At 53.6% G+C, this 23,857-nt stretch carries 27 protein-coding genes and 1 pseudogene; 4 read left to right on the top strand and 24 right to left on the bottom strand.

Features of this window, described 5'->3' with window-relative positions:
• Positions 1–7 precede the first annotated feature (7 nt).
• The 13 genes and pseudogenes from AC3RPL_RS24510 to AC3RPL_RS24450 form a co-directional block, all read right to left on the bottom strand.
• Positions 8–580, bottom strand: coding sequence for a restriction endonuclease (locus AC3RPL_RS24510; RefSeq protein ID WP_490741894.1), 573 nt, complete (start codon positions 578–580; stop codon positions 8–10).
• Positions 580–1,113, bottom strand: a complete 534-nt coding sequence (locus AC3RPL_RS24505; RefSeq protein WP_490741893.1) for an integrating conjugative element protein — start codon at positions 1,111–1,113, stop codon at positions 580–582. The genes AC3RPL_RS24510 and AC3RPL_RS24505 overlap by 1 nt, the downstream gene beginning before the upstream one ends.
• A 5-nt stretch (positions 1,114–1,118) precedes the next feature.
• Entirely contained in the window at positions 1,119–1,754 is a 636-nt protein-coding gene (locus AC3RPL_RS24500; RefSeq protein WP_490741892.1) for a lysozyme family protein, read from the bottom strand.
• Positions 1,733–2,455 carry a TIGR03759 family integrating conjugative element protein gene (locus AC3RPL_RS24495; RefSeq protein WP_490741891.1) on the bottom strand — a complete coding sequence of 241 codons (723 nt, stop codon included), beginning with the start codon at positions 2,453–2,455 and terminating at the stop codon, positions 1,733–1,735. Before AC3RPL_RS24495 ends, AC3RPL_RS24500 begins: the two co-directional genes overlap by 22 nt.
• Positions 2,456–2,466: 11 nt before the next feature.
• Positions 2,467–3,213: a hypothetical protein gene (locus tag AC3RPL_RS24490; RefSeq protein ID WP_490741890.1), complete on the bottom strand. Its 747-nt coding sequence runs from the start codon at positions 3,211–3,213 to the stop codon at positions 2,467–2,469.
• A pseudogene (gene pilL2, locus AC3RPL_RS24485) lies at positions 3,210–3,874 on the bottom strand (PFGI-1 class ICE element type IV pilus protein PilL2). The gene AC3RPL_RS24490 and the pseudogene pilL2 overlap by 4 nt, the downstream one beginning before the upstream one ends.
• Before the next feature lie 136 nt (positions 3,875–4,010).
• Positions 4,011–4,259, bottom strand: a complete 249-nt coding sequence (locus AC3RPL_RS24480; protein WP_490741889.1) for a DUF2442 domain-containing protein — start codon at positions 4,257–4,259, stop codon at positions 4,011–4,013.
• Positions 4,243–4,485, bottom strand: coding sequence for a DUF4160 domain-containing protein (locus AC3RPL_RS24475; RefSeq protein WP_016807972.1), 243 nt, complete (start codon positions 4,483–4,485; stop codon positions 4,243–4,245). Before AC3RPL_RS24475 ends, AC3RPL_RS24480 begins: the two co-directional genes overlap by 17 nt.
• A 64-nt stretch (positions 4,486–4,549) precedes the next feature.
• Entirely contained in the window at positions 4,550–5,086 is a 537-nt protein-coding gene (locus AC3RPL_RS24470) for a single-stranded DNA-binding protein (protein ID WP_029593101.1), read from the bottom strand.
• Positions 5,087–5,147: 61 nt separating this feature from the next.
• Positions 5,148–5,618, bottom strand: a complete 471-nt coding sequence (locus AC3RPL_RS24465) for an STY4534 family ICE replication protein (RefSeq protein ID WP_029593102.1) — start codon at positions 5,616–5,618, stop codon at positions 5,148–5,150.
• A 634-nt stretch (positions 5,619–6,252) separates the two neighbouring features.
• On the bottom strand, positions 6,253–8,262 hold the full coding sequence (locus AC3RPL_RS24460) for a DNA topoisomerase III (protein WP_490741888.1): 2,010 nt from the start codon (positions 8,260–8,262) through the stop codon (positions 6,253–6,255).
• Positions 8,263–8,277: 15 nt separating this feature from the next.
• Entirely contained in the window at positions 8,278–8,832 is a 555-nt protein-coding gene (locus AC3RPL_RS24455; protein WP_490741887.1) for a hypothetical protein, read from the bottom strand.
• A gap of 1 nt (position 8,833) precedes the next feature.
• The gene (locus AC3RPL_RS24450; RefSeq protein ID WP_490741886.1) at positions 8,834–9,559 is read right to left on the bottom strand and encodes a PFL_4669 family integrating conjugative element protein; all 726 of its coding nucleotides are present in this window, start codon (positions 9,557–9,559) and stop codon (positions 8,834–8,836) included.
• 68 nt (positions 9,560–9,627) lie between these two features.
• Here AC3RPL_RS24450 and AC3RPL_RS24445 point away from each other — a divergent pair, with 68 nt between their 5' ends.
• Positions 9,628–9,837, top strand: coding sequence for a hypothetical protein (locus AC3RPL_RS24445; protein ID WP_490741885.1), 210 nt, complete (start codon positions 9,628–9,630; stop codon positions 9,835–9,837).
• 12 nt (positions 9,838–9,849) lie between these two features.
• Here the strand turns inward: AC3RPL_RS24445 and AC3RPL_RS24440 are convergent, their stop codons facing one another.
• The 7 genes from AC3RPL_RS24440 to AC3RPL_RS24410 all read right to left on the bottom strand — a co-directional run bounded on the left by AC3RPL_RS24440 (position 9,850) and on the right by AC3RPL_RS24410 (position 16,668).
• Entirely contained in the window at positions 9,850–11,088 is a 1,239-nt protein-coding gene (locus tag AC3RPL_RS24440) for an STY4528 family pathogenicity island replication protein (RefSeq protein WP_085519958.1), read from the bottom strand.
• 99 nt (positions 11,089–11,187) lie between these two features.
• Positions 11,188–11,436, bottom strand: a complete 249-nt coding sequence (locus AC3RPL_RS24435; protein WP_004115572.1) for a ParE family toxin-like protein — start codon at positions 11,434–11,436, stop codon at positions 11,188–11,190.
• Positions 11,433–12,023 carry a DUF2857 domain-containing protein gene (locus AC3RPL_RS24430; RefSeq protein ID WP_006777722.1) on the bottom strand — a complete coding sequence of 197 codons (591 nt, stop codon included), beginning with the start codon at positions 12,021–12,023 and terminating at the stop codon, positions 11,433–11,435. The genes AC3RPL_RS24435 and AC3RPL_RS24430 overlap by 4 nt, the downstream gene beginning before the upstream one ends.
• A gap of 6 nt (positions 12,024–12,029) precedes the next feature.
• Positions 12,030–12,740, bottom strand: coding sequence for a DUF2786 domain-containing protein (locus AC3RPL_RS24425; protein ID WP_490741884.1), 711 nt, complete (start codon positions 12,738–12,740; stop codon positions 12,030–12,032).
• Positions 12,733–14,433, bottom strand: coding sequence for a ParB family protein (locus AC3RPL_RS24420; protein ID WP_490741883.1), 1,701 nt, complete (start codon positions 14,431–14,433; stop codon positions 12,733–12,735). Before AC3RPL_RS24420 ends, AC3RPL_RS24425 begins: the two co-directional genes overlap by 8 nt.
• Positions 14,430–15,800 (bottom strand): SPI-7-type island replicative DNA helicase, encoded by a 1,371-nt coding sequence (dnaB-PI, locus tag AC3RPL_RS24415; RefSeq protein ID WP_004115579.1) that lies wholly within the window; start codon positions 15,798–15,800, stop codon positions 14,430–14,432. Before dnaB-PI ends, AC3RPL_RS24420 begins: the two co-directional genes overlap by 4 nt.
• Positions 15,793–16,668, bottom strand: coding sequence for a ParA family protein (locus tag AC3RPL_RS24410; protein ID WP_016807981.1), 876 nt, complete (start codon positions 16,666–16,668; stop codon positions 15,793–15,795). Before AC3RPL_RS24410 ends, dnaB-PI begins: the two co-directional genes overlap by 8 nt.
• A gap of 269 nt (positions 16,669–16,937) precedes the next feature.
• Between AC3RPL_RS24410 and AC3RPL_RS24405 the strand changes: the two genes are divergently transcribed.
• Positions 16,938–18,197, top strand: coding sequence for a tyrosine-type recombinase/integrase (locus AC3RPL_RS24405; RefSeq protein ID WP_490741882.1), 1,260 nt, complete (start codon positions 16,938–16,940; stop codon positions 18,195–18,197).
• 905 nt (positions 18,198–19,102) lie between these two features.
• On the opposite strand, the gene AC3RPL_RS24400 is transcribed toward AC3RPL_RS24405, so the two are convergent.
• Positions 19,103–19,324: a helix-turn-helix domain-containing protein gene (locus AC3RPL_RS24400; RefSeq protein ID WP_010301503.1), complete on the bottom strand. Its 222-nt coding sequence runs from the start codon at positions 19,322–19,324 to the stop codon at positions 19,103–19,105.
• Positions 19,325–19,443: 119 nt separating this feature from the next.
• On the opposite strand from AC3RPL_RS24400, the gene AC3RPL_RS24395 reads away from it, so the two are divergent.
• Positions 19,444–19,704, top strand: coding sequence for a helix-turn-helix domain-containing protein (locus tag AC3RPL_RS24395; RefSeq protein ID WP_039477842.1), 261 nt, complete (start codon positions 19,444–19,446; stop codon positions 19,702–19,704).
• A 102-nt stretch (positions 19,705–19,806) separates the two neighbouring features.
• Positions 19,807–20,097: a helix-turn-helix domain-containing protein gene (locus AC3RPL_RS24390; protein WP_490741881.1), complete on the top strand. Its 291-nt coding sequence runs from the start codon at positions 19,807–19,809 to the stop codon at positions 20,095–20,097.
• Here the strand turns inward: AC3RPL_RS24390 and AC3RPL_RS24385 are convergent.
• Genes AC3RPL_RS24385 through AC3RPL_RS24375 form a run of 3 tightly spaced genes read right to left on the bottom strand, consistent with a single transcriptional unit; the run spans position 19,998 to position 23,830 of the window.
• Positions 19,998–20,735: a helicase HerA domain-containing protein gene (locus AC3RPL_RS24385; protein WP_490741880.1), complete on the bottom strand. Its 738-nt coding sequence runs from the start codon at positions 20,733–20,735 to the stop codon at positions 19,998–20,000. The two genes, AC3RPL_RS24390 and AC3RPL_RS24385, sit on opposite strands and share 100 nt — an antisense overlap.
• Before the next feature lie 10 nt (positions 20,736–20,745).
• Positions 20,746–21,759, bottom strand: coding sequence for an SIR2 family protein (locus tag AC3RPL_RS24380; protein ID WP_490741879.1), 1,014 nt, complete (start codon positions 21,757–21,759; stop codon positions 20,746–20,748).
• 40 nt (positions 21,760–21,799) lie between these two features.
• Positions 21,800–23,830, bottom strand: coding sequence for an RNA/DNA-binding domain-containing protein (locus AC3RPL_RS24375; RefSeq protein WP_490741878.1), 2,031 nt, complete (start codon positions 23,828–23,830; stop codon positions 21,800–21,802).
• Positions 23,831–23,857 lie beyond the last annotated feature (27 nt).

The raw sequence follows: 23,857 nt of genomic DNA, 5'->3' as shown, positions 1-23,857 counted from the left end.
AGATTCCTCAGAGATACTGCCGGACGTCCTGACCGGCGAGAATGGCCAGCAGGCGTTGCCCGCTGATGATGCGCAGACGCGGTGACGCCGTGCGAATGGTGCGGCTCATTTTTCCGGTACGGCCCGTGTGGACAAACAGCCCCCGGCGGCCGGACTGCAGGAGAAGCCGGTCGAAGTCCTCAACATGTGCGGGGGAAACAGCACGACTGTACCGTTTGGCCTGGATAAGCCAGTGCTCGCCGTCGATGATGACCTGGCCATCAAGGCCGCCGTCACCGCTGTAAGAGGCATTGCGCACTACGGTCAGTCCCTGACGTTCAAAGGCAGACAGCAACAGCTCTTCAAAGACATAGGGGCTGATTTTGCGCAAATAGGTCAGACGCTGCCCGTCTCCCGGCAGGCTGTTAAGCTTATTCAGTACCCGCCCCGCCGTTGCCCGGTATCGCCGGTGACGGCGGGTGCTGGCTTTCTCACGCCAGCGCAGGTTCAGAAAGGCCATCACCACCAGGAAAAGGACGATCAGTATGACCGCCCCATAAGGGTGTGCCATCAGCAGACCGTTGATATTTGGCGCGCTCATTACGGCTTAACCTGCTGCGTCAGGCCGGTATCGGTGATGAGTACCGGATAATGCGCAATCTGCAGGCGACGGGCCAGCTCGCTCCCGGAAGCCGGGGCCAGGCTGACACCGGGGGCCAGTTCGCGCAGCTCGCGCACGGTATCCATGTCTGTGACGTTGACTATCATCCCGGCCGCATGCTGTTCAGCCAGCGCGCCGGCATTGGCCTTCAGCCAGTCACGGGACAGAGCATCATCCCCGATCAGAAACAACGCCCCAATGCCGGGCAACTGCAGCGGCCGGTCTGCTGTATTCCCCGGGCTCAGTTCAGGTGTGTTAACGGGTAACATACCCGCCATCCCGTCAGCCAGCGGAACACCGTGGCCCGGCTGGCGTGAAGGCTGTACGTCACTGACGCCGGGCATGCCGGGCTGTTTATTAACGGCCTCAAAATACGGCGCAGCATCTTCACCGCCCAGATCAGCAATCACGTTCAGTTCAGCATGGCCGGTCAGGGGAAGGAGGGTAAACAGCAGTAAGGACAGCGTTTTCATCAGGGTTATCTCCCGGGTTCAGTCCAGACGAAGCCTGGATCGGGGGTGAGCGCAGCAACCGAGCGGGGCGCTTCAGCTGCCGGCGCAGAAATGCGGGGTGCAGGGCTGATTTTTGCCAGATGCCCTCTCACAATGGCGCGGTAACGTGCAGCAGGCTGACCACCTGCGGGATGGTGGTAGCAGCCGGCCGCATCCAGCCAGCTGCCTGGCTTACGCGCCCAGCACTCACGCAGAATGGTGGCGGCGGCGTTCAGGTTGGTGTAAGGGTCAAACGCATCCCACGTCGAGGCAAAATGATGACCGTTCCAGCCCAGATTGACCTGGGCAATACCGACATCGATGCGCTTCAGCGGGTGACGCTTCATAAAGACCTGCAGCGCCTGCCAGGCCTGCAGGCGCGTCTCATAGCGATACCCCTTCCCTGCCACATTAATGGTCCAGGGCCATGGCCGCACGCCGCGGGGAAGTTTGCGCGAAGACTCGCTAAGTGATACCGAGTAAAGCGCCTCCGGGGGCACGCCGTGCGCCATGGCCACGCGGACGTAACCCTCCGGCACCGTCTGGTCAGCATGGCCGTCAGGAACGGCCGCCATCAGTATGCCCAGCGCCAGCGCGCCGGTCAGAATGCTGCGATTGCCCATTTACCGTCTCCCGCCTGCTGCAGTAAAACCGGCATCAGGCCGTTACCAAAGCGCATCCACCGGCCGCCGTCGTGGTTAAGCGTGATCTGGCGCTTGCGGACCTTTTCCACGGGAATGTGATGGTCCCGCGCCCAGCTACGCAGGGCATCATCACGGCCCTGGCTGTCAACCAGATAGATGTCCACCGGCCGGTTATCAGCCAGCACGGCAGACAGTTTCGCATCGCAGGTGGCGCAGTCTTTTGACCTAACGAACAGTGCCAGCCGGCCGCCGCTGTCGTGCGCAACGCCGGAAGCGTTCCCCATATTGACCGGCAGTGCGCCCGGATACAGGCGCTGCCAGGCCGCGTTCACCTCACGCTGGAAATCCAGCTCCTTCTGGGTACGGGCAAATTCTTCCTTCACCCACTTTTCCGCAAACTTACGGCGCTCTGCCGGTGTCTGCGCCTCAATACCCAGGGTGGAAAGCGGATCGAGGCCCGGCGACTGGATACCACGGGGGCCCTTCATCAGCTGCTGATACCGCTGATAATCGTCTGCACTCAGTCCCCACTGACCGGCCTGCTGCTGCAGGTTTTGTTGTGCGGAGTCCGCCCGTTGTGTTGATTCCTGCCGGCTGACATCCGTCTGCCCTGATGAGGTCGCGGCCTGGGTCAGGGGACTCAGCAACATGGCGGCTAAAAAGGTATGTTTCAGTTTCATCATTCTCTCCGTTATTCTGCTCTGAGCACGGTCAGGCGGCCGTTAACCCGAAACGTCGCCTCACCATAACCGGCACTCACCAGCGTCCAGCCGGCAACGGTTTCGCCCTCTCCGACCAGGGCCACCTGCGCCAGGCTGCTGTAGCCCCGGGGCGCGATGGCAGCCCAGGACTCTGCCCCCCGCTTCTCCACGCCCGTCAGCACAAAAGGCGCGCTGCGGGCCACGCGGCGGGACGGAGCAGCAAGACGTGTGTCAGCGGGACGGGGCTTTTTTGCAGCAGGCTCAGTTTTTTTGACCGGTGCGGCGGGTGCGGGTGCCGGCTGTGATTTCAGCGCTGTCAGCTGCTCAGTCAGCGCACTCAGGCGGGTTTCCAGCCCCTGCTGGGCGTCCTGAAGGGTTCGCAATGACTGACGCACCACTTCGTCGCTGCCGGCCTGTTTCGCTGCTGCGCTCAGCTCCTGCTGCATCTCACCAAGTTTTTTCCGGGTATCCTGCAGACCGGTTTTGAGCGTGGTCACATCTGACTGCAGGGCCGCCACTGTCTCAACAGAGGCCGCTGTACTGCCCTGAGATTCAAGGCGTGTAAGGCGCTCATCAAGGTTCGATATGCCCAGACTGAAGGCGGTGTAGCCCAGCGCCAGAATGCCGGCCAGCGCCACACCTGCGGCAGCACCCCAGATGAGGCGGCGGCGGGGACGCCAGCTGAATTTTTTACGGGCCGGCGCGGGGTCCGTATGGAAGGGTTGCTGTTCGCTCATTTTCTCAGAAACCCTCCGCTGACAGGTTTAACGGGACGGGCTGGGGAGCGCTGATGGCCGGTTGTGACACGGCTGACGGTGCTGGCACGTACCCGCTGCTGACCGGCGGCGGAAGCTGAGAGACCGGCAGCTGATAGCCGTCGCGCAGGCTGTGGCAGACCACCCGCTGCACATCGTCCACTTCCAGTTGCCAGGCCGGACCGGCCAGGACCTGCAGGGCAGTACGCAGGCGCATAGGGCCCAGCTGGTACTGGACTGCCGGCAATGCCTGGCGGTAAAGCACGCCGTTAGCGGTGCCCGTCGCGCACAGGGAATAACCGGACTGGCGCAGGGCGTAACGCAGCGCATCCGCCACGGTAGGGTGCAGGGATGACGGGATGCGGATATCAATAATTTGGGAAAGAGGGTCGCGCTGGGCTGCCTGCGGATCGGTGCTGACCAGCAGGTAACGATCGTAGCGCACCACCTCCGGCGTCCGCGCGTACTCGTCCGGCGAGACCGGCTGAACGTTGCGGGTGACGGTAGTGCCGGGTGTCGGGTCGGCAGGCGCGCGTTGCTGCAACTTTTGCGGCTGGGAAACACAGCCCGCAAGGAGCAGCAGGGGAAGAACAGTGGCAAGCCTGCCTGGTGAAAATACGTTGTGAGAGGTGTTACGTTTCATCCGGAATTTTCCTGTACAGTGATAAAACAGCCCTCACTGTGCGGAATCGGTCCGGTTTCACTCAATTAACAACTGATTTTCCGTTGATGAAAAAAAACGCCGGCAAAAGCCAGCGTTTTTAACTAATAGCGCGCTGTCAGGCTACTTTATGGGGACGATGGGTCACATCGCCGCGGCCTTCAAGCAAACCCGCAATAGAAATGTCTTCGTCCAGCGCGTCCCAGTGGATACCACGGGGACTCAGATCATAGCTGTTAAGCTGTTCAGTTGAAGCATGCAACAGGCGTGGAAACCATGCCAGCGGCACACCGATGGTACGGGCGTCGTTGAGTTCAACCCACATCGTGGCCTCATCGAAGCTGACCCGTTTAGCTGAAATAGTCATTCCAGGCCTCCAGAAACAATGCTTGGTTATCTTCAACGATCCCCGTCAGTTCTTTCAATACCCGTGAATTAAACCCATCGTTACTGGCCAGTGCCACTGATGGCGTTAACCAGAATTTGGCTTCACTACCTGCTTTCATTACGTGAATGTGTGCAGGTTCGAGCGGGTTACCTTCATTAGAATAAAAAAAGAACCGGAAACCGTTGATCCTCAGTATAACAGGCATGTCAGTTATCCTTAAATGCTGACCGGATTATGTGTAAGTTCAGAGCAACTGCCATAAAGGCTGTTCAGAGTGCATGGATTGCCGATTTTGGTACTCCATACCCGAATCCAATGAACGGTATATCGTCATCGAAATCCATCGGTGGCGCACCGGCACTGCTGCCGGAAGCCTGGCCACTGTGAGTCGGTCCGGAAGGTTGATGAGGCTGGCCCCAGTCATTCCGGGAAGACGTATTCTGACCGCTGCCGGACTGCCGGCCGCCAAGCATCTGCATGGTGCCACCAATATTGACCACCACCTCTGTGGTGTATTTATCCTGGCCGGCCTGATCGGTCCATTTGCGTGTGCGCAGCTGGCCCTCGATGTAAACCTGGGAGCCTTTACGCAGATATTCACCCGCAATTTCTGCCAGCTTGCCGAAAATAACCACCCGGTGCCATTCGGTCACTTCTTTCTGTTCTCCGGACTGCTTATCGCGCCAGCTCTCAGACGTGGCCAGAGAAAGGGTGGCAACTGCACTGCCGTTGGGAATATAACGCACTTCAGGATCCTGGCCGAGATTTCCGACAAGGATAACCTTGTTAACGCCGCGTGAGGACATAATCATTTCTCCTGTAGGGAATAAAAGAAACACCCCGCGAACGGGGTGTGTCAGGTGCGCATCAGAATGAGTTCTCTGCGTAGTTTTGCTGTGCGGCAGAGCCATTCTGCGGCGGCACGGAGTCAGATTTTTCAGTCTTGTAAACCATGTCCTGGCCTATTTTTATCCAGTCCACCTTTATCAGGCGGGCTTTCAGACTGACGCGCTGTTCGCCGGCATGGTCGCCTTTGTTCAGCGTAAATATGTCCGTGGACGGGTTACTCAGGTTAAAGCCCAGCAGGACTTTCTTGTCTTCATCGACGGCTTTCTGGCAGCGGGCGATAAGGCTGGTTGCCTCTTTACCTGCGACAGAAATGTCAAAACGGACGTAGGCCGGATTATCAGTCGGACCACTCAGTGCATTGATTACGCAGCTGAGGAACGAGCCATTCTGATGGTTAACCTGGCGAATGTTGCTGAGATACCCGATGCCTTTGATAGTCAGGTTGAAGTACTCAGATTTTGCAGATGCAGAAGTGTTGTTTGCAGACATGATGTTTTCTCCATGGAGGTAAAAATAGGTACGACGGAGAAACCATCTGCCCTGACGGGAGTGGTTTCCCGTCGGGGTCAGGATCGGTTGAATCCTGAGAGTCTGGTATGTTGAAGGAACCTTCATCGCCGCGTCGTAATGCGCTTGTACAGGCGATATCTGCTTTCAAAGGTGCGCAGATGTACCAAAGTTTGCTCCCTTTCAGGTTACAGGAGCTTTCGCTGTAGCCACCCGAAGGCGATTCTCACAGGCTACTGAATCATTGGTGGTCGTATGAACGACGGTTTAGCACTTTTATAATTAAACCGTCCTCCCGGAATGTCAACGGTCAAAATGGAAAACGTGATCCGTAAAAATAAAAGGGCACCGTTTCCGGTGCCCTGGGGTCAGTGCCTTAACCTGCGGTCGTCTCATCTGTCTCCGGGGAATAATCCCGACGCGGTTTTCACGGAGTGCATGCGTCTTACAGGTCAGTTAGTGTGCAATAACTTCCTGCCAGGCCTGCTGCGGGTAAATCCCGTTAAAGTTTACCTTACAGCACCGTGGCCAGCGGGGCACCTATGCATCAAAGCCTGGCAACAATAGCAGAACCCGCCCCGGGGTTGTACAGTGAAATAGTTCAATACTGCGCGGATTATTCTGTTTTAGCCTTAACCGATGTTTTTTTACGCTTCGCTGCTTTCTTCTTACCTGTACTGATAATTCCCTCACAGTCCGGATAGCGTATGCACCCCCAGAAATCACCATTTTTACCTTTACGTTTACGTGTGGGGCCTTTACATAACGGGCAGGGAGGCGTGACGGGAGCGGTGATTTTCACACTGTCCTGGCGGCCTTTTTCGACAAGGTGACGGGTCCACTGCAGCTGCTTTTGCATAAAGACCGCAAGCGACATTTTCCCCTGCGAAATATCATCCAGTGCCTGCTCCCATAATGCGGTCATGCCCGGGCTCGTCAGCGTTTCCGGCAGGGCCGCAATCAGCTCCCGGGCCATCTGCGTTGAGTGGATGTGCTTCCCTTTTTTCTCCAGATAGTGTCGTTTGAAGAGGGTTTCAAGCACAGCCGCACGCGTCGCCTCTGTGCCCAGACCGGCGTTATCACGCAGCACTTTCTTCAGCTTCGGGTCACTGACGAAACTGGCCGCGTTCTTCATGGCAGCAATCAGCGTCCCCTCCGTGAACGGTTTGGGCGGACTGGTTTTCATATCCTTAACCTCAGAATCGGTGACAGCGCAAATATCCCCTTTTGCCAGCGCCGGCAGCGCCATACTGTCACCGTCGACGTCCTCTTCATCGTCATCTTTTTCAGCCTGAAACAATGACTTCCAGCCCGTCACCACACCGACTTTCCCGCGTGTACGGAACAGCTGGCCACCGATATTGAAAGACGCCTCCGTCACGTCAGATTCCTGCAGCGGAAGGAACTGGGCGAAATAATGCTGGCGTATCAGATGGTAGACCTTCAGCTCATCGGCGCTGAGGCGCGACAAATCAAATGCCTGTCGGGTGGGAATGATGGCATGGTGCGCGGTGATTTTCTTGTCATTCCAGACACGCGAGACAAACTGCCTGTCCAGCTGATTCAGTACCGGGGCCACAGCGGGATCGGATTTTGCCACTGCCGCCAGAACGTCGGGTATTTCCTGCTGCATTGAAGTTGGAAGGAAACCGCAGTCTGTCCGGGGGTAGGTGGTCGCTTTATGGGTTTCGTAAAGTGCCTGAGCAATGGCGAGCACATCATTTGCGCCCATGCCGAATTTTCGGGAACAGACCTGCTGAAGGGTGCCCAGGTCAAAACAGAGCGGCGCAGCCGTTTTCTCCCGCTTCTGGGTCACCTCCAGTACCGTAGTCCTGCCCTGCTGCTGACAAAGCTGTCCCACCGCCCGGGCTGCCTGAGGATTGATGCAACGCTTTTCCTCGTCACAGTACTGCTCAACGGGCACCCAGCCAGCCCGGAACCGGACGCCCTCTTTTTCAATAAGCGCATGTACCTGCCACCAGGGCTTTGGCACGAAGGACGTGATTTCATTATCCCGGTTAACCACCATGGCAAGCGTCGGCGTCTGTACCCGCCCGACGGACAGCACTTCTGACACCCCTGAGTCACGGGCTTTGAGAGTATAAAGGCGGGTCAGGTTCATACCGATGAGCCAGTCAGCCTGGCTACGGCCCTTGCCGGCATCATACAGCAGAGCTGTTTTTTCTCCGGGAAGAATATTGCCCAGTGCTTCCTTCACACTGGCCTCATCCAGGGCTGATAACCAGAGCCGGCGCACCGCGCCACTGTAGTGGCAGTATTCCAGCAGCTCACGCGCGATAACTTCTCCCTCGCGGTCGGCATCGGTGGCGATGACCACCTCAGACGCCTTTTTGAGCAGCTTACTGATAACGGTGAACTGCGATTTTGTCTGATCTTTGACGACCATTTTCCAGGCCTCAGGCAGCACAGGCAGAACATCGGCACGCCATGGCCTGCCATACTGCTCGCCATAGGCTTCAGGGCTGGCAGTTTCGAGTAAATGGCCGACCGCCCAAGTCACAACGATGTTACCGCCGCTGATAAATCCCTGCTCACGCTTGCTGATACCCAGTACGCGGGCAATATCCTTTGCCTGGGAGGGTTTTTCACACAGAAAGAGTTGCATGTGTTGCCTCCCGCATCAGCGTTTTTCACCCGCCGCAACAGCGCGGACATCATTCATCAGCTTCGTGACGCCGGATCCAGCCAGACGCTGTGCTGATGATGAGCGATAGACAACATAGAGCCTGCTGCCGGACCCGTTTTTCTCGATTTCGATATCCAGGTGATCACGTCCGTTCCAGTCGGAGCCCATTTTGTAGTATCTGCCCGGCATGGCATCCCAGACGGGATGCGCATCATCTTCAGCCGCCGCTTTCCAGTCCCCGTCATTTGCGGCCTGCCGCAGTGCCTCAAGCTCCTGCGTGGAGATAAATTTGTAATGGCGCTTCAGGCGGGCCGCCGCGGTATCCACATCGACCGGCACGGAGAACGTTTTATCGACGGACTGCAGGGCCTGTTGCCCCGCCGGGCTCATCAGAGGCATCCCGCCACTTTCTCCGCTGCTGTTGCCGCCCAACGTTTTTGTCAGGTTTGCGGCTGTGTCACTGACCTGTTTATTAATCGCAGCCCAGTCCGTTGTTGCGCATCCGCTCAGTAAAAAGAAGGAGGTGAGGAGGAACACAGGGCGAATCATATCATTCCTCCTCTGCTGTGGTGTTTTTAAGCGGAGGTGAGAACGAAGAACGTTTTTTACCGCTTAACACATCCGGATCAGGTTCGCCATTTCGCTCAATGGCAACAAGCCCTTGCGTGGTTTTTTCTGCAATATCACGGCGAGTCACTGCAAGTGTTCGGTAAGGCTGAATCACGCCATAGACCTGACGAACAGCATGGCCACCATTGTCCAGGATAGCGTCACGTTGCGAACGCGAAATCAGTCCGTAATGAAAAGCCTGGAAAGCTTTCATTGCTAACTGATCATATCCAACCAGAAGCCATACGCACCGGTATCCTAACGGTGAGCGGCTGAAAACGCTGACATTTAACGGCTCGGCTGATTCAACTTCCGAGAGCGTTACCCCTTTGGGTACGGCTGACAATATGGCATCCAGTGAACTGACGTTTTCATTGATTTTAAGTGTTGCTCGTTGCAGGGCTTCTTCGAGCCGTACCAGAGCCATATCGGCATAGGGATTATCTGCCGCTGAGTCTCGGGAAGCATTACCAGCTCGCGCAATGGCTTGCGGCATGCTGATTATTTCAGGCCTCTTTTTTTTCACCCCTGTCTCGTCCGGAGCATCACGTTTCCTGCCCTCCCAAAGCCGGATTGCATAATGTGTATGGAGCAGGATATTAACAGAGGACTGTAGGGCCCCCGCTCGTGAAGCGGTTGTTCCGCCCTTTGTTTTACCATCAGACATGTCTAACGCCTCTCTTTAGTGGGTAATGAGTTTTGACACGCTTGAGATAGTCCGGGCGAGAGGGGTATATGAACAACTTAAAACCAGATCGTCACCGTTACAAATTTGCAGAACCTTCATCTCTTTTATGGCGAAGAAGTATTGCCTGGCTTTCAACCAGTGTTGCCAGTGGCAACAGTGCTTACTTTTTAGCCAGCGTTACCACTGGCAACAGCGCTCACTTTTTAGCCAGCATTTTGCTGGCAAAAGTGCAAGACTTCATGCTCAGCTGCCTGTAAAAATCTGCAATCTCATGAATTTATGATTTTTTCCCGAATTTTCTTCACCAGATCCCTGATATTTTCCTCCGATACCGGGCGGGCAGAGGCGCGTGGTTCGGGTTTCCATTGTTGCTGTTCGGGACGCTGAACTGTTTTTTGCCCGACACTGTCAGATATATCGCCACCCTGACGGGGCGCGTATAACCTGCCCTCACGCGCCTTCTTCATCACGGCCAGCAACCAGCCAACCGGGTTGCTGAGCTGCTGGCGTGCCATCACCTTTTGCAGGCTGAGCAGCACAAGTTGTGCCTGTTCTTCAGGCAGCGCCTGCAGCTGTGCGGTCAGCATGGCAATATCTTCTGCCGGCACAAGTTCATGCAGACTGTCGGGAAGCACAGGTTTACCCGGTACGTACGTATTTTTATTCACACTGTGTGTGATACTACGTACGTAATGGTTCGGTTTCCGAACCCGGTCATAACTGCCTGTTTTTACTGGCAGTACGGATTCCGAACTCAGTGAATTGTTGTATCTTTCTGGGCTGAGTTCGGTATCCGAACCCTGTTTTTTAGCGACGATTCCTGGCCGTTTATGACTGAGTTCGGTTTCCGAACCCGGTGCGGGACAGGGTATTCGGTGATGATGTTTCGCCATCTGGCTGGGCGTCTGTGGGCGGTCCAGACGCGATTCGATCAGCGCAAGATGGCTGCGATAATGGCGCATGGTGGGGTCGTTTTTTATATCGTCGAGCACTTCGCGGGCGGTCTGGCTGATAGTCCGGTTTTTACTCAGGCAGGCATCCGCTACCGTATCAAGGAAGCGGGGGTCGAGCATTTCCGCATCGCTGAACGTCAGGGGCTCATCGTGCTGAGCATAGATATTCCCCCGCACCCGCCCTTTATCATCCCGCACGCGTTTACAGAGGCTGAGCCAGCCGGTTATTCGCAGCATAAGCAGGACGCGGCTTACCGTTTCCCTTGAGGCTTTCCCCTTTCCGGGTGAGGCAAGCTGCAGCTGCAGTTCGTCATAGCTGGGGAAAACCGCCCCCTCATTATTTTGTGCATACAGCCGGATCATCATCCAGCCCATCTTGTCCAGTGGTGACAGCCGCGTGTCGAGCAACAGCCGGCGGGGAATGGAATCATGCACATTTCCGGTAAACAGCAGGCCGTTACGTATCCTGCCATCATCCCGCCGGGGACTGGCCGCAAGTCGGGCATTCATTTTATCCAGCGTATAAGCAATCAGGCTTTCTGCAGGCAGACTCATTATTTTTCCTTTTCGGCCGCCATCACGGCCGTTCTGAACTGTCAGTATGCTTAGTACTGCACCCGCGTACGGGTGCAGGGTAAACAGGCTGTCATGCTGCTATTTCCGTATGGCGCTGTTATAGCGTTCGTGGCTGAGAAGAAGCCATGTCCGGCCTTCGTTGCGACTCAGCAGACGCCAGAACGGGCCGAGATCGATTTTGTAGTAACCGCAGCCTTTCTCATCGAGCCGGGTGTAATTACGCGCCCCCTGCCGGAAACGGCGAACCTGACGTAACGCCTTCTGACAGCATTGCGGCGGCGTACCATGGGGAGCCCGCAGGCCCGGCGCAACCATCCTGTATTTCATGCCGTCTTCCTTACCGGCGTTCGTGCCGGAGAAGGCTGCCGGGTCTTGTGCCAGCCACGGACCGCATGCCAGACCGACGTCAGCGAGACGTTCATCTGTTCTGCAGCCAGCATCATCACGTCCAGCCCGTCAGCACTTTCCGCATCTTCAACGCCGGACTTTTGCCACTGACGCCACAGGGCGGCGTTTTCCTCATCACCCAGTGCGTTACCGCGCCCCGGCCGGACATCGATACCGGCAATACGACGGCGGGCCGCCACGTCCGTACTGGAGAGCCCGAAGTAATTAGCCATCAGTTCAATGGAGCCGCCCAGCGCCAGCGCCCGATCGATACGCTGGAGTCGTTTCTGTTCAGTCCGGGCCTGCTGCAGCATGCGCACCAGATTGCCGTGATTGATGCCCACACTGATGATCGACACCTCACTGCCGGAAAGGTAGTGAAGCTCTTCGAGCGAGAGCCCCTGCAGCATCTGCATTTCCTCGCGGTTCAGTCCCAGCGATTCGCAGCGGCGCAGATAGCCACTTCTGAGATCCATAACCAGCTGCATCAGCAATCCGTTTGCAGCCTGCGATAAACTGTTCATCATTCCCCCTTAATCCTGACGGTAACCAATGGCTGCCGGCCCCCGGCCGCTGACACCCTGATGAAGACGGGCATTTTGTCTGGCTTCATACCCCTGATAACGTGCTGTATCCGCCCCGCGGCAGGCTTTCAGTTCACGGGTTGTGACTGTTTTCATACTGCGGCTTTCCAGCCAGTGGCTCATCACCTGCTCCTCCTCGCTGCTGATGTCAGTCGCCGATATCACCTCACGCACCCCACATACCCAGCCGTCACGAAACTGCTCCGCTCTCGCCCGGCGCGTGGCCAGTTTCAGCCGCTTACTCTGGGATTTGAGATAAGAATTTGTGGCATCTTTCAGCTGGCGCGTGAGTACATCAAAGGCATAGGCTGCTATCTCAGGTTTTTCACTGAATCCGTAAAAGGTTACCGAACGGCGATACCCGGCAGAGGTCTGACGCCATGAATAATAAGCGCGGCAGCCAAAGGCATGACAGACTCCCCAGACAAGGGTCACCATCCATTCCGGAACTTTTTCAGCATCCGAAGGGGCTGTGCGGGAAGACGCCTCCCGCACAGATGTAAGGCCGGCGTCAAGCTCGCTGATACCGTATCTGGCCATCAGCTTCTGGGCACGCTGCAGGGCCAGCCCTGCCTCATGGGCATTACTGTTGCTGCGGCCCAGCTTCAGCAGTTTCCTGATAAGATTCAGCAGTCGCAACTGTCGCTGTGAGTTATTCATCACTGTTATCCTCCCCGTACGTCAGGCCGCGTTGCAGCTCCCGGAGACGTCGCATAACGCGCATCAGGCGCAGCAGTTTCAGAGCATCTTCATCTGTCAGGGCAGGTGCCTCCCCCTCACCCGGTCCGCCGGTGAAAAGCTCCGGCAAACCACAATCCCCTGCCGCAGGATGTAGTGCAGGCGCTTCGCCGGTCAGGCCCAGCAGAAATGCGGCGGCTTCAGAACACACCTCACCTGCCGCGCCATAACCGGCAGACATGTCGTTGTCGCGTTGCGGTAGAATTTCATCTTCGCAGCCAAGGACCTCACCCAGCTCCCATGCCAGACGAAAAGCCGTATTCTGCAGGTGTTCGATATCGTCCTGATGGGCCGGCACATGCCAGATGCTGTCATTACTCACCGGCGCGTCATCCTGCAGGACAACTTCAGGTTCTGGTGTTAAAAGAGAAAGCAGGCCATCCTCCCCATTGTCCTCTTCTCCGCCATTCTCTTCTCCGTACCCATCGGAGAGGGTAACCAGCCCGCTAACATCCCCGCTCTCACCTGAAATAGCCGGCGCGGCACCGTACATATCTGGCTGAACCTCATGCCGGGGGGGCTCATTAATCGGTGTTTCAGAAGGAGAAGACGCATTACCCGGAACGGGCGTTACAGCCCCTCCTGAGACCTCAGGACGTGAACTGGAGACAGGTAGCGGGACGCCTTCACGCTCATCTGAGCCTGTGGTATGCAGGGCGTGATCAGCATTAACAGGCTTGTTTGCGGCGGGAAAGGCAACCGTCTCCGGCTCGCCAAAGTGATGTCTGCGGTTGCGTTCTTTAGGATCGAGTTCCATCATCCAGCGGTCATAGTCCAGTTCCGGATGGGGTAACGCCTGCAGTAAATCACCAATAAATTCATCGCGAAACATCTCCAGAGACCACAGTTCCGGGGAGTTGAAACGGCCACAACACTGGCCAAAAACGTCGCTGAAGGATTTGTCGCCTGTGTCTGAAATCAGGCAAAACTCATCCCACACGCGTTCCGCATCATGCCGGAGCGCCAGCAGTGACGTTATTTGTGGCCTGCCAAGCCCGGACTCAAGCAGGTCTGGGATCCACGGATAAAGATATTTCAGCGCATCTTCCATACGGCTGACTGTTGAGTAATGGACTGGCAAACCTTCACGGGTCAGTAGCTCTGACAACTGACGCAACGAAACCGTCTTTCCCATCTGCTCTTCATATATAGAGCGGGCTTTGTGGATCCCCTGCGCTTTTTCAATAAAACTCAGCTCCCCGCGCACTTCATTCTCTGCCAGATGGCCAATAACACACTGCAGCCGTCCCGGCCACGGCTTAAACAACACATGGACGCGGAAAAACCGGTCTTCTCCGGTTTCCTGCCACAGTTCTGACAGGATCTGATAACGTGTATTACCCCCGTCGCTGAAGATGTACATATCGGGCTCACCATCCGGGTCACGGGTGACTTTGGGCACGGTGTCCAGCCCGCGCGAACGGATGGAAGCCTTGATATCGTCATAACGCGGATTGCGTGATGTTCGCGGATTATCAGGATTCGGGCTTAACTGGTCGAGCGTCAGGACCATGGGCATTTCAGCCGCCGGCATGACGCTGATATTGCCGGCCGCCTGCGACTGGCGTCCGGGCTGCAGCATGGCAGCCCCCACATTAGAACTTTTACGGCTCATGCCTGTTTCCTCCCGCTGCGGTAACCGAAGTCATAGCTGCCTTCCTGAAACTCCGAAAAGAGGGTGTAACGCCCGTCAAATTTGACTTTTACCGTGCCGGTTGGCCCCTGCCGCTGCTTGCCGACAATGATCTCAGCCACCCCGGCATCAGGGGTGCCGGGGTTATAAACCTCATCCCGGTAAATAAACATGATGAGGTCCGCATCCTGCTCCAGCGCACCGGAGTCACGCAGGTCACCATTATTGGGGCGTTTATCGGCCCGCTGCTCCACCAGGCGGTTGAGCTGGGAAAGCGCCAGTACCGGACAGCCCAGCTCTTTACCGAGCGCCTTAAGCGAGCGGGAAATTTCCGCTATTTCCTGCGTGCGGTTTTCCTGCTCGGGGGAGCGGACAAGCTGCAGATAGTCCAGCATGATGAGAGAGGGTCTGCCGTATTTGCGGACATAGCGTCGGGCGCGGGCGCGCAGTGTGGCCGGGGTCTGGTAACTGGTATCATCAATGATCAGACGGTTTTTCCACTCAATAATGCGACCGGTTGCCTCGGACACGCGAGCCCAGTCTTCATCATCCATGTTGCCGCTGCGAAGCCGGGACAGTTCCACCCGGCCTTCCATCGCCAGCAGGCGCATCATCAGCTGCTCTGAGGGCATTTCAAGACTGAACACAAAGACGTGATCGTCAGGTTTTGCGCTCACGGCCGCTGTGCAGGCGGCCATGGCCAGCGACGTTTTCCCCATGGAAGGACGGGCGGCCAGCAGGGCCAGATCGCCGGGCTGGAGACCACAGGTCATCGCGTCCAGTTCACTGAACCCTGTCGGTGTCCCGGTGAGGCCGTCACTGGCGGACATGCTTTCCAGCTGCGTCAGCAGTTTATCCAGCGCCTCGTTAACGCCGGTCTCACTGTTGAGCTGCATGGCTCCCTGTTCGGCAATGTTAAACAACTTACCTTCGGCCGACTCAAGAATGCCCGCCGAGCTGGCTTTCGGGGCCTGCACATCGGAAAGAAGACTGTTACCTACCGTCATCAGCTGCCGCAGGCGGCTTTTCTCCGCCACCACCCCGGCGTAAGCCAGGATATTGGCTGCAGACGGCGTGTTTTTACTCATTTCAGCCAGATAAGCAAAGCCGCCACACTGTTCAAGGTCGCCTCTGTTCTCCAGCCGTTCCGTAATAGTGATGAGATCGAGCGGTAGCCCTTCTCCGGCCAGCTCGGCCATCACGCGAAAGACCATACGGTGCGGCCGGGAAAACAAATCTTCCGGGGAGATTTGCAGTATCACCTCATCCCACCGGTCGTTATCAAGCATTAGTCCGCCCAGTACGGCCTGCTCAGCCTCATAAGAGCAGGGCATCATCATCTCAGACATGACGCACCTCCCGGGTCAGAACGTCACTGAAATGGCTCTGCCACTCGGGGAACAGTTCAGACGCGAGGTCGTGCATGGTGACGGCTGCGGCCGGACCTTTGCGGCGTGTTTTGTATTCCAGACGATGCACGGGCTGCTGCTTGACGTGCCCTAGTTTGAAAATATCCAGCGCCTCGATACGGGTATCGAGTAAACGATAAACGTCACGGTTGCCCAGCGCAGAGGCGTCGTAATGTTTTTCGTTAATGATGGCGGCAAGACCGTCCATTGCTTCACGGTCAAGCAGAGTGTTTTCGATACAGTTGACGAGAATGGAAATATCAGGAAGGCGAATACCGTAATTTTCATAGGTTTTCAGGCGGGTAAGCATATGAAGGGAGCCGCGGATAAATTCACGGACATCCGGAAGGATGGGTTTAACAACGCCCATCACATTACCGGTAGAGGAAAGGAGGGAAAGCTCGGTCATGACGCCTGTTGCGCCTTTCGAATCCACAATAATGACGTCATAACGGTTAAAGAAAGGATGCTGAAGTATGTTACGCAGGCGAAGACGGCCATCTGCAGCGTGGAGCATCGCGGTCGGCAACAGTTCGTCCGGGTCGTTAGAGTAGATGACATCGAGATTTTTTATGGCGGTCTGCGAAATGCATTGCGTATGGTCACTGACCATCTGCATTAACAATTCATAGAGACCGAAAGGGGATTCATGCTCCAGCGCGAAGATACTGCTGGCTGTGGGCTGGGAATAGTCTGCATCCACAAGAAGGGTGTTCAGGCCGGCATCGGCAAGAAAACCGGCAAGGTAAGCAGCAAACGTGGATTTGCCTTCTCCACCTTTGGGAGAGATAACGGGAAGTATTTTCATTTTGCACACTCTTTACAGTATGCAAATACGCCTGTTTACAAACTATTAACTTTGACTCAGGGATTGAAAATCCCCGTGTCCTTGGTTCGATTCCGAGTCCGGGCACCACTATTTAGTTTCATGACGTTCCTATAAGTCCTGAAACGTTAAAAAATCAGTAAGTTAAAGAAACCTGATGGTGCTGAAAAGTTCCGTCAGGTTTTTTGACATCCAGAGTTTTTGGGGGCTTAATGGGGTCTGTTGGTTCGATAAACTCTGGAGCCCCCGCTATGCCCCTCACCGATACCGCCATTCGTAATGCCAAATCTATCGATAAACCTTACAAACTCAGCGACGCTCAGGGTCTGTACCTACTGGTTAAACCCAACGGCTCTAAACTCTGGCAACTCAAGTACCGCTTTGGCGGCAAGGAGAAGAAGCTGGCGTTTGGCGCTTACCCGACTGTCTCGCTGGCAAATGCCCGTAAACTGCGTGAAGAAGCCCGAACTATTCTCAGCGCAGGGGACGATCCCGGCGTAAAAAAACAGCACGACAAACAGGCGAAGAAAAACGGCAATACCTTTGAAGTCATTGCTCGTCAGTGGGTAGCCGCGAACATTCGCTGGAGTGAGGCACACGCCGCCAAAGTCCTTCGTTCACTGGAATTACACGTTTTCCCGCTGATCGGTAAGACCCCCCTTACCGACCTGAAAACCGCCGACTTACTGATCCCGCTGCGGGTAGCGGAGAAAAAGGGCTGTCTGGAAACGGCTGCACGGATACAGCAACGCACGACGGTCATCATGCGTTACGCCGTACAGGAAGGGCTGATTGCCAGCAATCCGGCCAATGATCTCTGCGGCGCTATCACCTCGCCGCCAAAAAACCATTACCCTGCCCTGCCGCTGGAAAAGTTGCCGGAACTGCTGGAAAGAATAGAAGGCTATTCAGGCAGACTGCTAACAAGGTTGGCGGTACAGCTTAATTTACTGATCTTTATCCGCTCCAGTGAATTGCGTTTTGCCCGTTGGACGGGGATCGATCTGGATAACGCCATGTGGACACTTCCCGCACAGCGGGAAGCTATCGCTGGCGTGCGTCACTCAGAGCGCGGCGCAAAAATGAAAACGCCGCATCTGGTGCCGCTGTCAAAACAAGCGGTAACGGTACTGAAGCAGCTAAAACTGTTGTCCGGCAACGGGGAATTACTCTTTCCCGGCGATCACGCTGCCCGTAAGCCAATGAGTGAGAACACCATCAACAAGGCGCTGCGCACAATGGGTTATGACACACAGGTGGATATCTGCGGACATGGCTTCCGCACGATAGCGTGTAGTGCGTTGATTGAATCAGGTCGTTGGTCAAAAGATGCCGTGGAGCGGCAGATGAGCCATCAGGAGCGCAATCACGTTCGCGCCGCCTATATTCACAAAGCGGAACACCTCGACGAACGCACGCAGATGATGCAATGGTGGTCAGATTATCTCGATGCCTGCCAGCATCAATTCATCCCGGCTTATCGCTTTGAGAAGTCGATTAAGGTTGCCTGAGCCAGACTGATATACCTATGGAATAAGTCGCTTCTAATCGAACAGAGGCGGCTTATCTTGTTTCTCTACGCCGCTGTTGTATCAGGGCTGAGGCGGAGCGCAGCAGAGCGAGCACCGAACATCCCTGATACAACAGCGGGATTCTGTCATCATCAAAATTACACGTGTTTAGAGGGACAAGCGATATGACAGGCCGCCCTTGTATGGCTTTTTAATGGATGCGAACAGCAGAAATTAAAAAGTGGCGTGAGGCGAGTAAATTCCATTTCGTAGAAATGGCTAATTTGCGTCGCCCGAACCCACCCGCGAGCGTTTCCCCCAAGGGAAACCGAGCAGGCCGGGGGGAGCCGAATAAATTTTGCCGCCCCAGCGAGCAAAAAGACGCGCCCACGCGTCGGTTTATTTGGGGGGCTTGCCCCGCACACCGTCGTCGCTAAGTCTCCGGCCACAAGCCGGTAGCGAGGCGCGACCAACCCATTTAAAGCAGCGTTTCCCGTTATTTCGCACCGAGCTTGCGAGAAAGAGAAATAACAGGCTAAAACGCGCGTCTTAAAGGGGTTGGTCGCGCGTAGCGTGCGACGGTGTGCCGCCGTTGACCTTGGGGGTTTTGGCGTGGCGTCCAGCCGCGACATTACCCCCATGCGACAGGCAATAAGGGCGTCCAGCCCGCATGAACTGGCGCACGCCGTTTTGTGCCGGGAAATGTATTTTCCGGCACAGGGCTGCATGGCTGCCACCGCATTCGCCTCATGCGCTCGCCGCATATACTTGCCCCATACCATGGGGCGAAGTCACGGGGTGAGAGCATGGGGCGAACAACAAAAGTAAACTGTCGCGCTTCGCTTGCCTTCTCCCGAACCGTTACCGATCTAGTTCGATAACGGTTCGGGAGATCCTGTTTTACTTTAACGATCTTCTGATTTGCGGTAACGGGAAGGCCAGATTTCCGCAGGTGAAACCCCCAGCGCTTCCGCAATCAGCTTTTCCCCTTTCGGCCAGTGTTTTGTTAACGCGTTTGCCAGCGTGGAAGATGCTAATCCCGCTTCTCGGGAAACGGCTGCCAGTGTTGTTCCCTTCTTTCTTAACCCGGCGATGATATCTGCCGGGTGCCAATCCTTATCAATCATCTCCATGATCCTTATTTTGTGGCCTCACATTAAACATCATTTGTTCAGATAGTCTAAACAACAACGATGTTAAGTAATGCTAAACACTAAGTCAATGTATGATCATTGATGGTGTAATGATGCTACCTACTCGTCTCAAAGCCGCCCGACTACGGGCTAATCTAACTCAGGAAAAATTGGGAGTTCTTGCTGGCATTGAAGAAGAAACTGCGCGTTCTCGCGTGTCTCAATATGAAGGAGGGATACATCGTCCAACATTTGAAATGATGTGTGCATTTGCAAAGGTACTTAATGTGCCGGAATGCTACTTTTACACCGTTAACGATGATTTTGCTGAGATGGTTCTGGAGCTTTACCTTAAACATCAGAGTCATTCTTAACGAATACAAATAAATCCCCTCCCTATTGTTCAGGAAGTCTAAGCAATCTACATGTAAAGTAGTGCTAAACATGCTATCAATATCCTTATTGATGGTGCCATCATGTTGCCCATTCGCCTTAAAACGGCTCGTTTACAAGCCAATCTCACTCAAGAAAAGCTAGGCGTACTGGCTGGCATTGAAGAAGCCACTGCACGATCACGCATATCCCAATATGAAAGCGGTATACATCGCCCAACATTTGAGATGATGTGCGCGTTTGCCAAGGTGCTTAATGTGCCAGAGTGTTATTTTTATACGGTTGATGATGATTTTGCTGAGGTTATTTTAAAGTTACATAATGGTGATATGGTCTTATTTTGTTCTACTTCTAAAGGACCTGCAACCTTATAGTGTTTAACACCCTGATAAGAAAGGGGGGAATATTCTCCATGAATATCAAAGACAATACCATTGGCAGATGGCAAACTAGCCATTTGCTCAATAATTTTTGCTGTCGTCCATGACTTGCCAGATCCCGTACTTCCACCAACAAAAGCGTGCCTCTGAAAAAATTTATTCCCATTCAAATACGCAGTAGCATTATCATCAAGCGTATATTTTCCTAACGTTAATGCATTACCCTGACTAGTCGCATTTGAAAGAACTCTCATAAATGCCGTTAATTCTTCCCCTTCAAGAGCAAAACAATTTGCGTCAATTTCTGGAACACTTTCTAAAGTACGACGAAAAACATTATACCTAGCCCCATCTCTATCAAGTAATGTACCGATCAATAAAATTTTACATAGATTCAGTTCATGATCTTCATCTTCAGATGAATCTAATATGTTGTTTATTTTCTTCCTTGTTACTTGTGTTATCAGACCAATTAAATGTTGCCCTGGCCTTGCACTTTGCAAGACAACAAGTCGATTAACCTGGAGCCGTTTTAGATATTCAGGTACTGCCACATCAATGATCACTGTTGTAGTATCAACCGATGCAACCTTACCTAATGCTTGTTCATCCTCAAACTCAAACAATGCCATATCCCCTCCGTTAGCACACCAATTTTAGATATCCTTTTAAGCTCCAATAGTCGTCATCAACAAAAACTGGGCTTGTAGCTTCCGAACTATAAATAACAGATCCTGAATGCCCTTTTCCACATTCTATCGCAAGAAAATTCTTTACTTTTCCACTCAGAAGAAAATCACGAGCAGAATTAGTTAAACCGTGAGTTATTAGTGTAATACAAGCATTCTCTCGCACACATTTTTCAACCAGTTTTTCCTGAATATGCTCATCATTAAATCCAAACCCTATACATAAATACGAAGTCGCATTTCGTATTGCATTGTCGGCTAGGTTAATAATAGTTCTAAAGGGCTCATGATATGTCGCTGAATATTTTTCAATGCCAGGCGTTACAATTTTGGGGATATAATTATCAGGGATTAGATTTAAATGACTATACCCTACGATATCATTTAGTGGGCTGATAAACCAATCCAAGCTACCATGCACCTTCAGGATTTTAACAATTCGATTACATCTAATGTGTTCAATTCCTTTCTGTGTGCGACAAAATCCATGTGAAAAACCCGTGTAGTGATGATGTCCCGCTTGCTCTACTGCATATTCAGCTAATCGGTCATAATTTGTTGTTGTGATATTTATTTCATTCAACGCACTTCTAAAAAGAGAAGAAACTAACTCTGACAATGGAAAGAAGTTTGACTGTTGAATTGACTGATTAAAGACATCAATATCTTGTGGATTTAATAGCTTCCATGTCAGATGAACAACTTGTTCTGTTAAATCTTCTGGTAACCTTACTTCATGTAGTGCTGTTTCAAGATCTTTTCCGTTATTTAGCATCTCAGAAAACTGTTGCCATTTATCTTTAGATGCCCCATCACTACGACTAAGATCTATAGATTGCAATAAATGCGTAGCTAAAGCCCCCATACCTGATAACCCAAATGCAGCAGATGCTCCACTACCTAAAATAATAGTAGGGGCTTGCTGGTAAAAACGCTGTGCCTGTTTTGCGTAATCAAGTTCACTCATATCCCATAAGCACTTATTAAAGATATTACATATCAGTTTTTCAAACAGCACTATACCCCTGCTTCGGGTCATTCTTATACTGCGGAAACGCCAACTTCAGTTCCCCTTGCTCCACCAACCGTTTTAGGTACTGCTGACGCAGCGCATTAGGGTTACGACTAAGGATCTGTCCCAGCGCAGCAACAGAAATATACTGCCCCTGACACACATTCAGGATAACACTCTTCATCAGCGCTTTATCCCCCAGACGCAACTTTTCACGAGGAACCGAAGCTAAAGTAAACAACGAATCCCGGAAAGCCTCGGTGAGATTATCAACATCATCAATATAGGGTCTTTCGATAAAGCGGTTAAGCAAACGTCCATACTCATCCCGGGACGCAGGTTGATCGTCCTCGGCTTTATATGTAGAACTTTCCTCGTTATGTGTGGACCTCTGCTCGTTATATGTGGAGTTACCCTCGTTATGTGTGGACCTCTGCTCGTTATATGCGGAGTTCCCCTCGTTATGTGTGGAGCTCACAACCGCTCCTAACGAGAAAACCTCATCCGGTGTCATGACCGATACGCCGGGCAAAGTGTAATATTTGCTTTTCTGCTCCCCCTCTGCGACCAGAAAACCTTTACTTTCCAGTCGGGGAAGCGTCAGCGTGACTTCGCGGGAGTGCCGTGTTGTTAACTGGCAGGCTCGTTCATGGTTGACCCAGCCTTCAATCGCTGCCGTTGCAACAATCACCTGTTCAAAATCATCAAGCAGATCGAAGGTCTCGCCAAATCGTTGATGCAGGTCATCCAGAACATTCTGCGGGATCAGGCTAGCGGTAGAAAGCTCTAATAGCGTCTGTGCAGGAAACGTTTTTTCCCAAAGTTTGGGGGTTCGCCAGTTAGCCGATTTCCAGCCGCTGAAAATCTTCGGCATCCCTGAACCCGCTTTCTCACCCAGACCAATAAGCAAAAACATCTGGTGTAGCAACCTGTTGCGGCAATCACTGACGCCACCCACAATCACATCCTCCAACGGCAGACGCATCAAGCCGGGATTGCGAAAGCCAAACATATCGGGACGTTTGACGATCAAAATAGAAACCCGGTCGGTAAAATCAGCATGGACCAGCGTGTTGACCAGCGCTTCGCGCAGCGCAATATGTACTGGCGTATCCGTTCTGCGCTGACCCTCTTCAAGAGTAAACGGGACTTTCAGATCGGCGACCAGCTTTTGGTATACCTTGCGATAAAAATCAAGCAGGTTTCCTGACCATGTCCCGTCCGGACATACCCGATCCACCCAACGCAGCTCCGTTTTGGCCTCGGGGCGTTCCTGATAATCCACCATGTAGTTAGGCGCAGCGGCAATAATCGCATCCCATTTACCAAACATGAGAACCCCAGCCAGCGTAATTCCCTCTTTTCCAGTTTCTCTGTCTTTACGCCATCCACCAACCATTTTAAATAGTTCAAACGGCTCGCAGGCCAGATAAGGATGCTGCGGGTTATTTGCCGAAAGCAGATTGCGGTAAACTTTCAGACTGTCCAGATCGATATCGTCCTGAAAGGTGTAGTGTTCAGAAAGCACTTCGTTATCACGGCTGTCGTGGATCTGCTCTGCAAGCATCCGCTTGACGGTGATATCATCACAAAGGCGATCGCCTTCGTGCAGACGTTGATAGGTGTTACCAAATGGGGACTTTTTCAGATGAACCGGCTTTTGTTTGCGCATCGCCTGTGGAATATGGATCGCCAGAACGTCCGTCCCCTGCAAAGAGACCTGTTGCACATCGTTTTCTGATTTCAGCACATTCACGCTAACCCGATCGCGATCGTTTAGCTGATTAAACAGATCGGTTTTTATCTTTTCAGGATCGATAACGCCAACGGGCGTGAACTTGCCTGCCTGCTCTTTTACGCCCAGAACCACCCAGCCACCTCGACCATTAGCCATTGCAGAATAGGTGGGCCAGAAGTCTTTCGGTAACTCGCCTTTGCCGTCTTTCCACCCTGCCAGTTTGAACTCTACCTGTTCCGATTCGACAAGGGTTTGCAGATCTATAATGTCTTTTATTTGCAAAGGCATAGGGGTTCCTCTGGCTGAAAAATATTC

It is taken from the genome of Erwinia papayae, from assembly GCF_058241465.1.
This window is presented reverse-complemented; position numbering and strand designations above follow the sequence as displayed.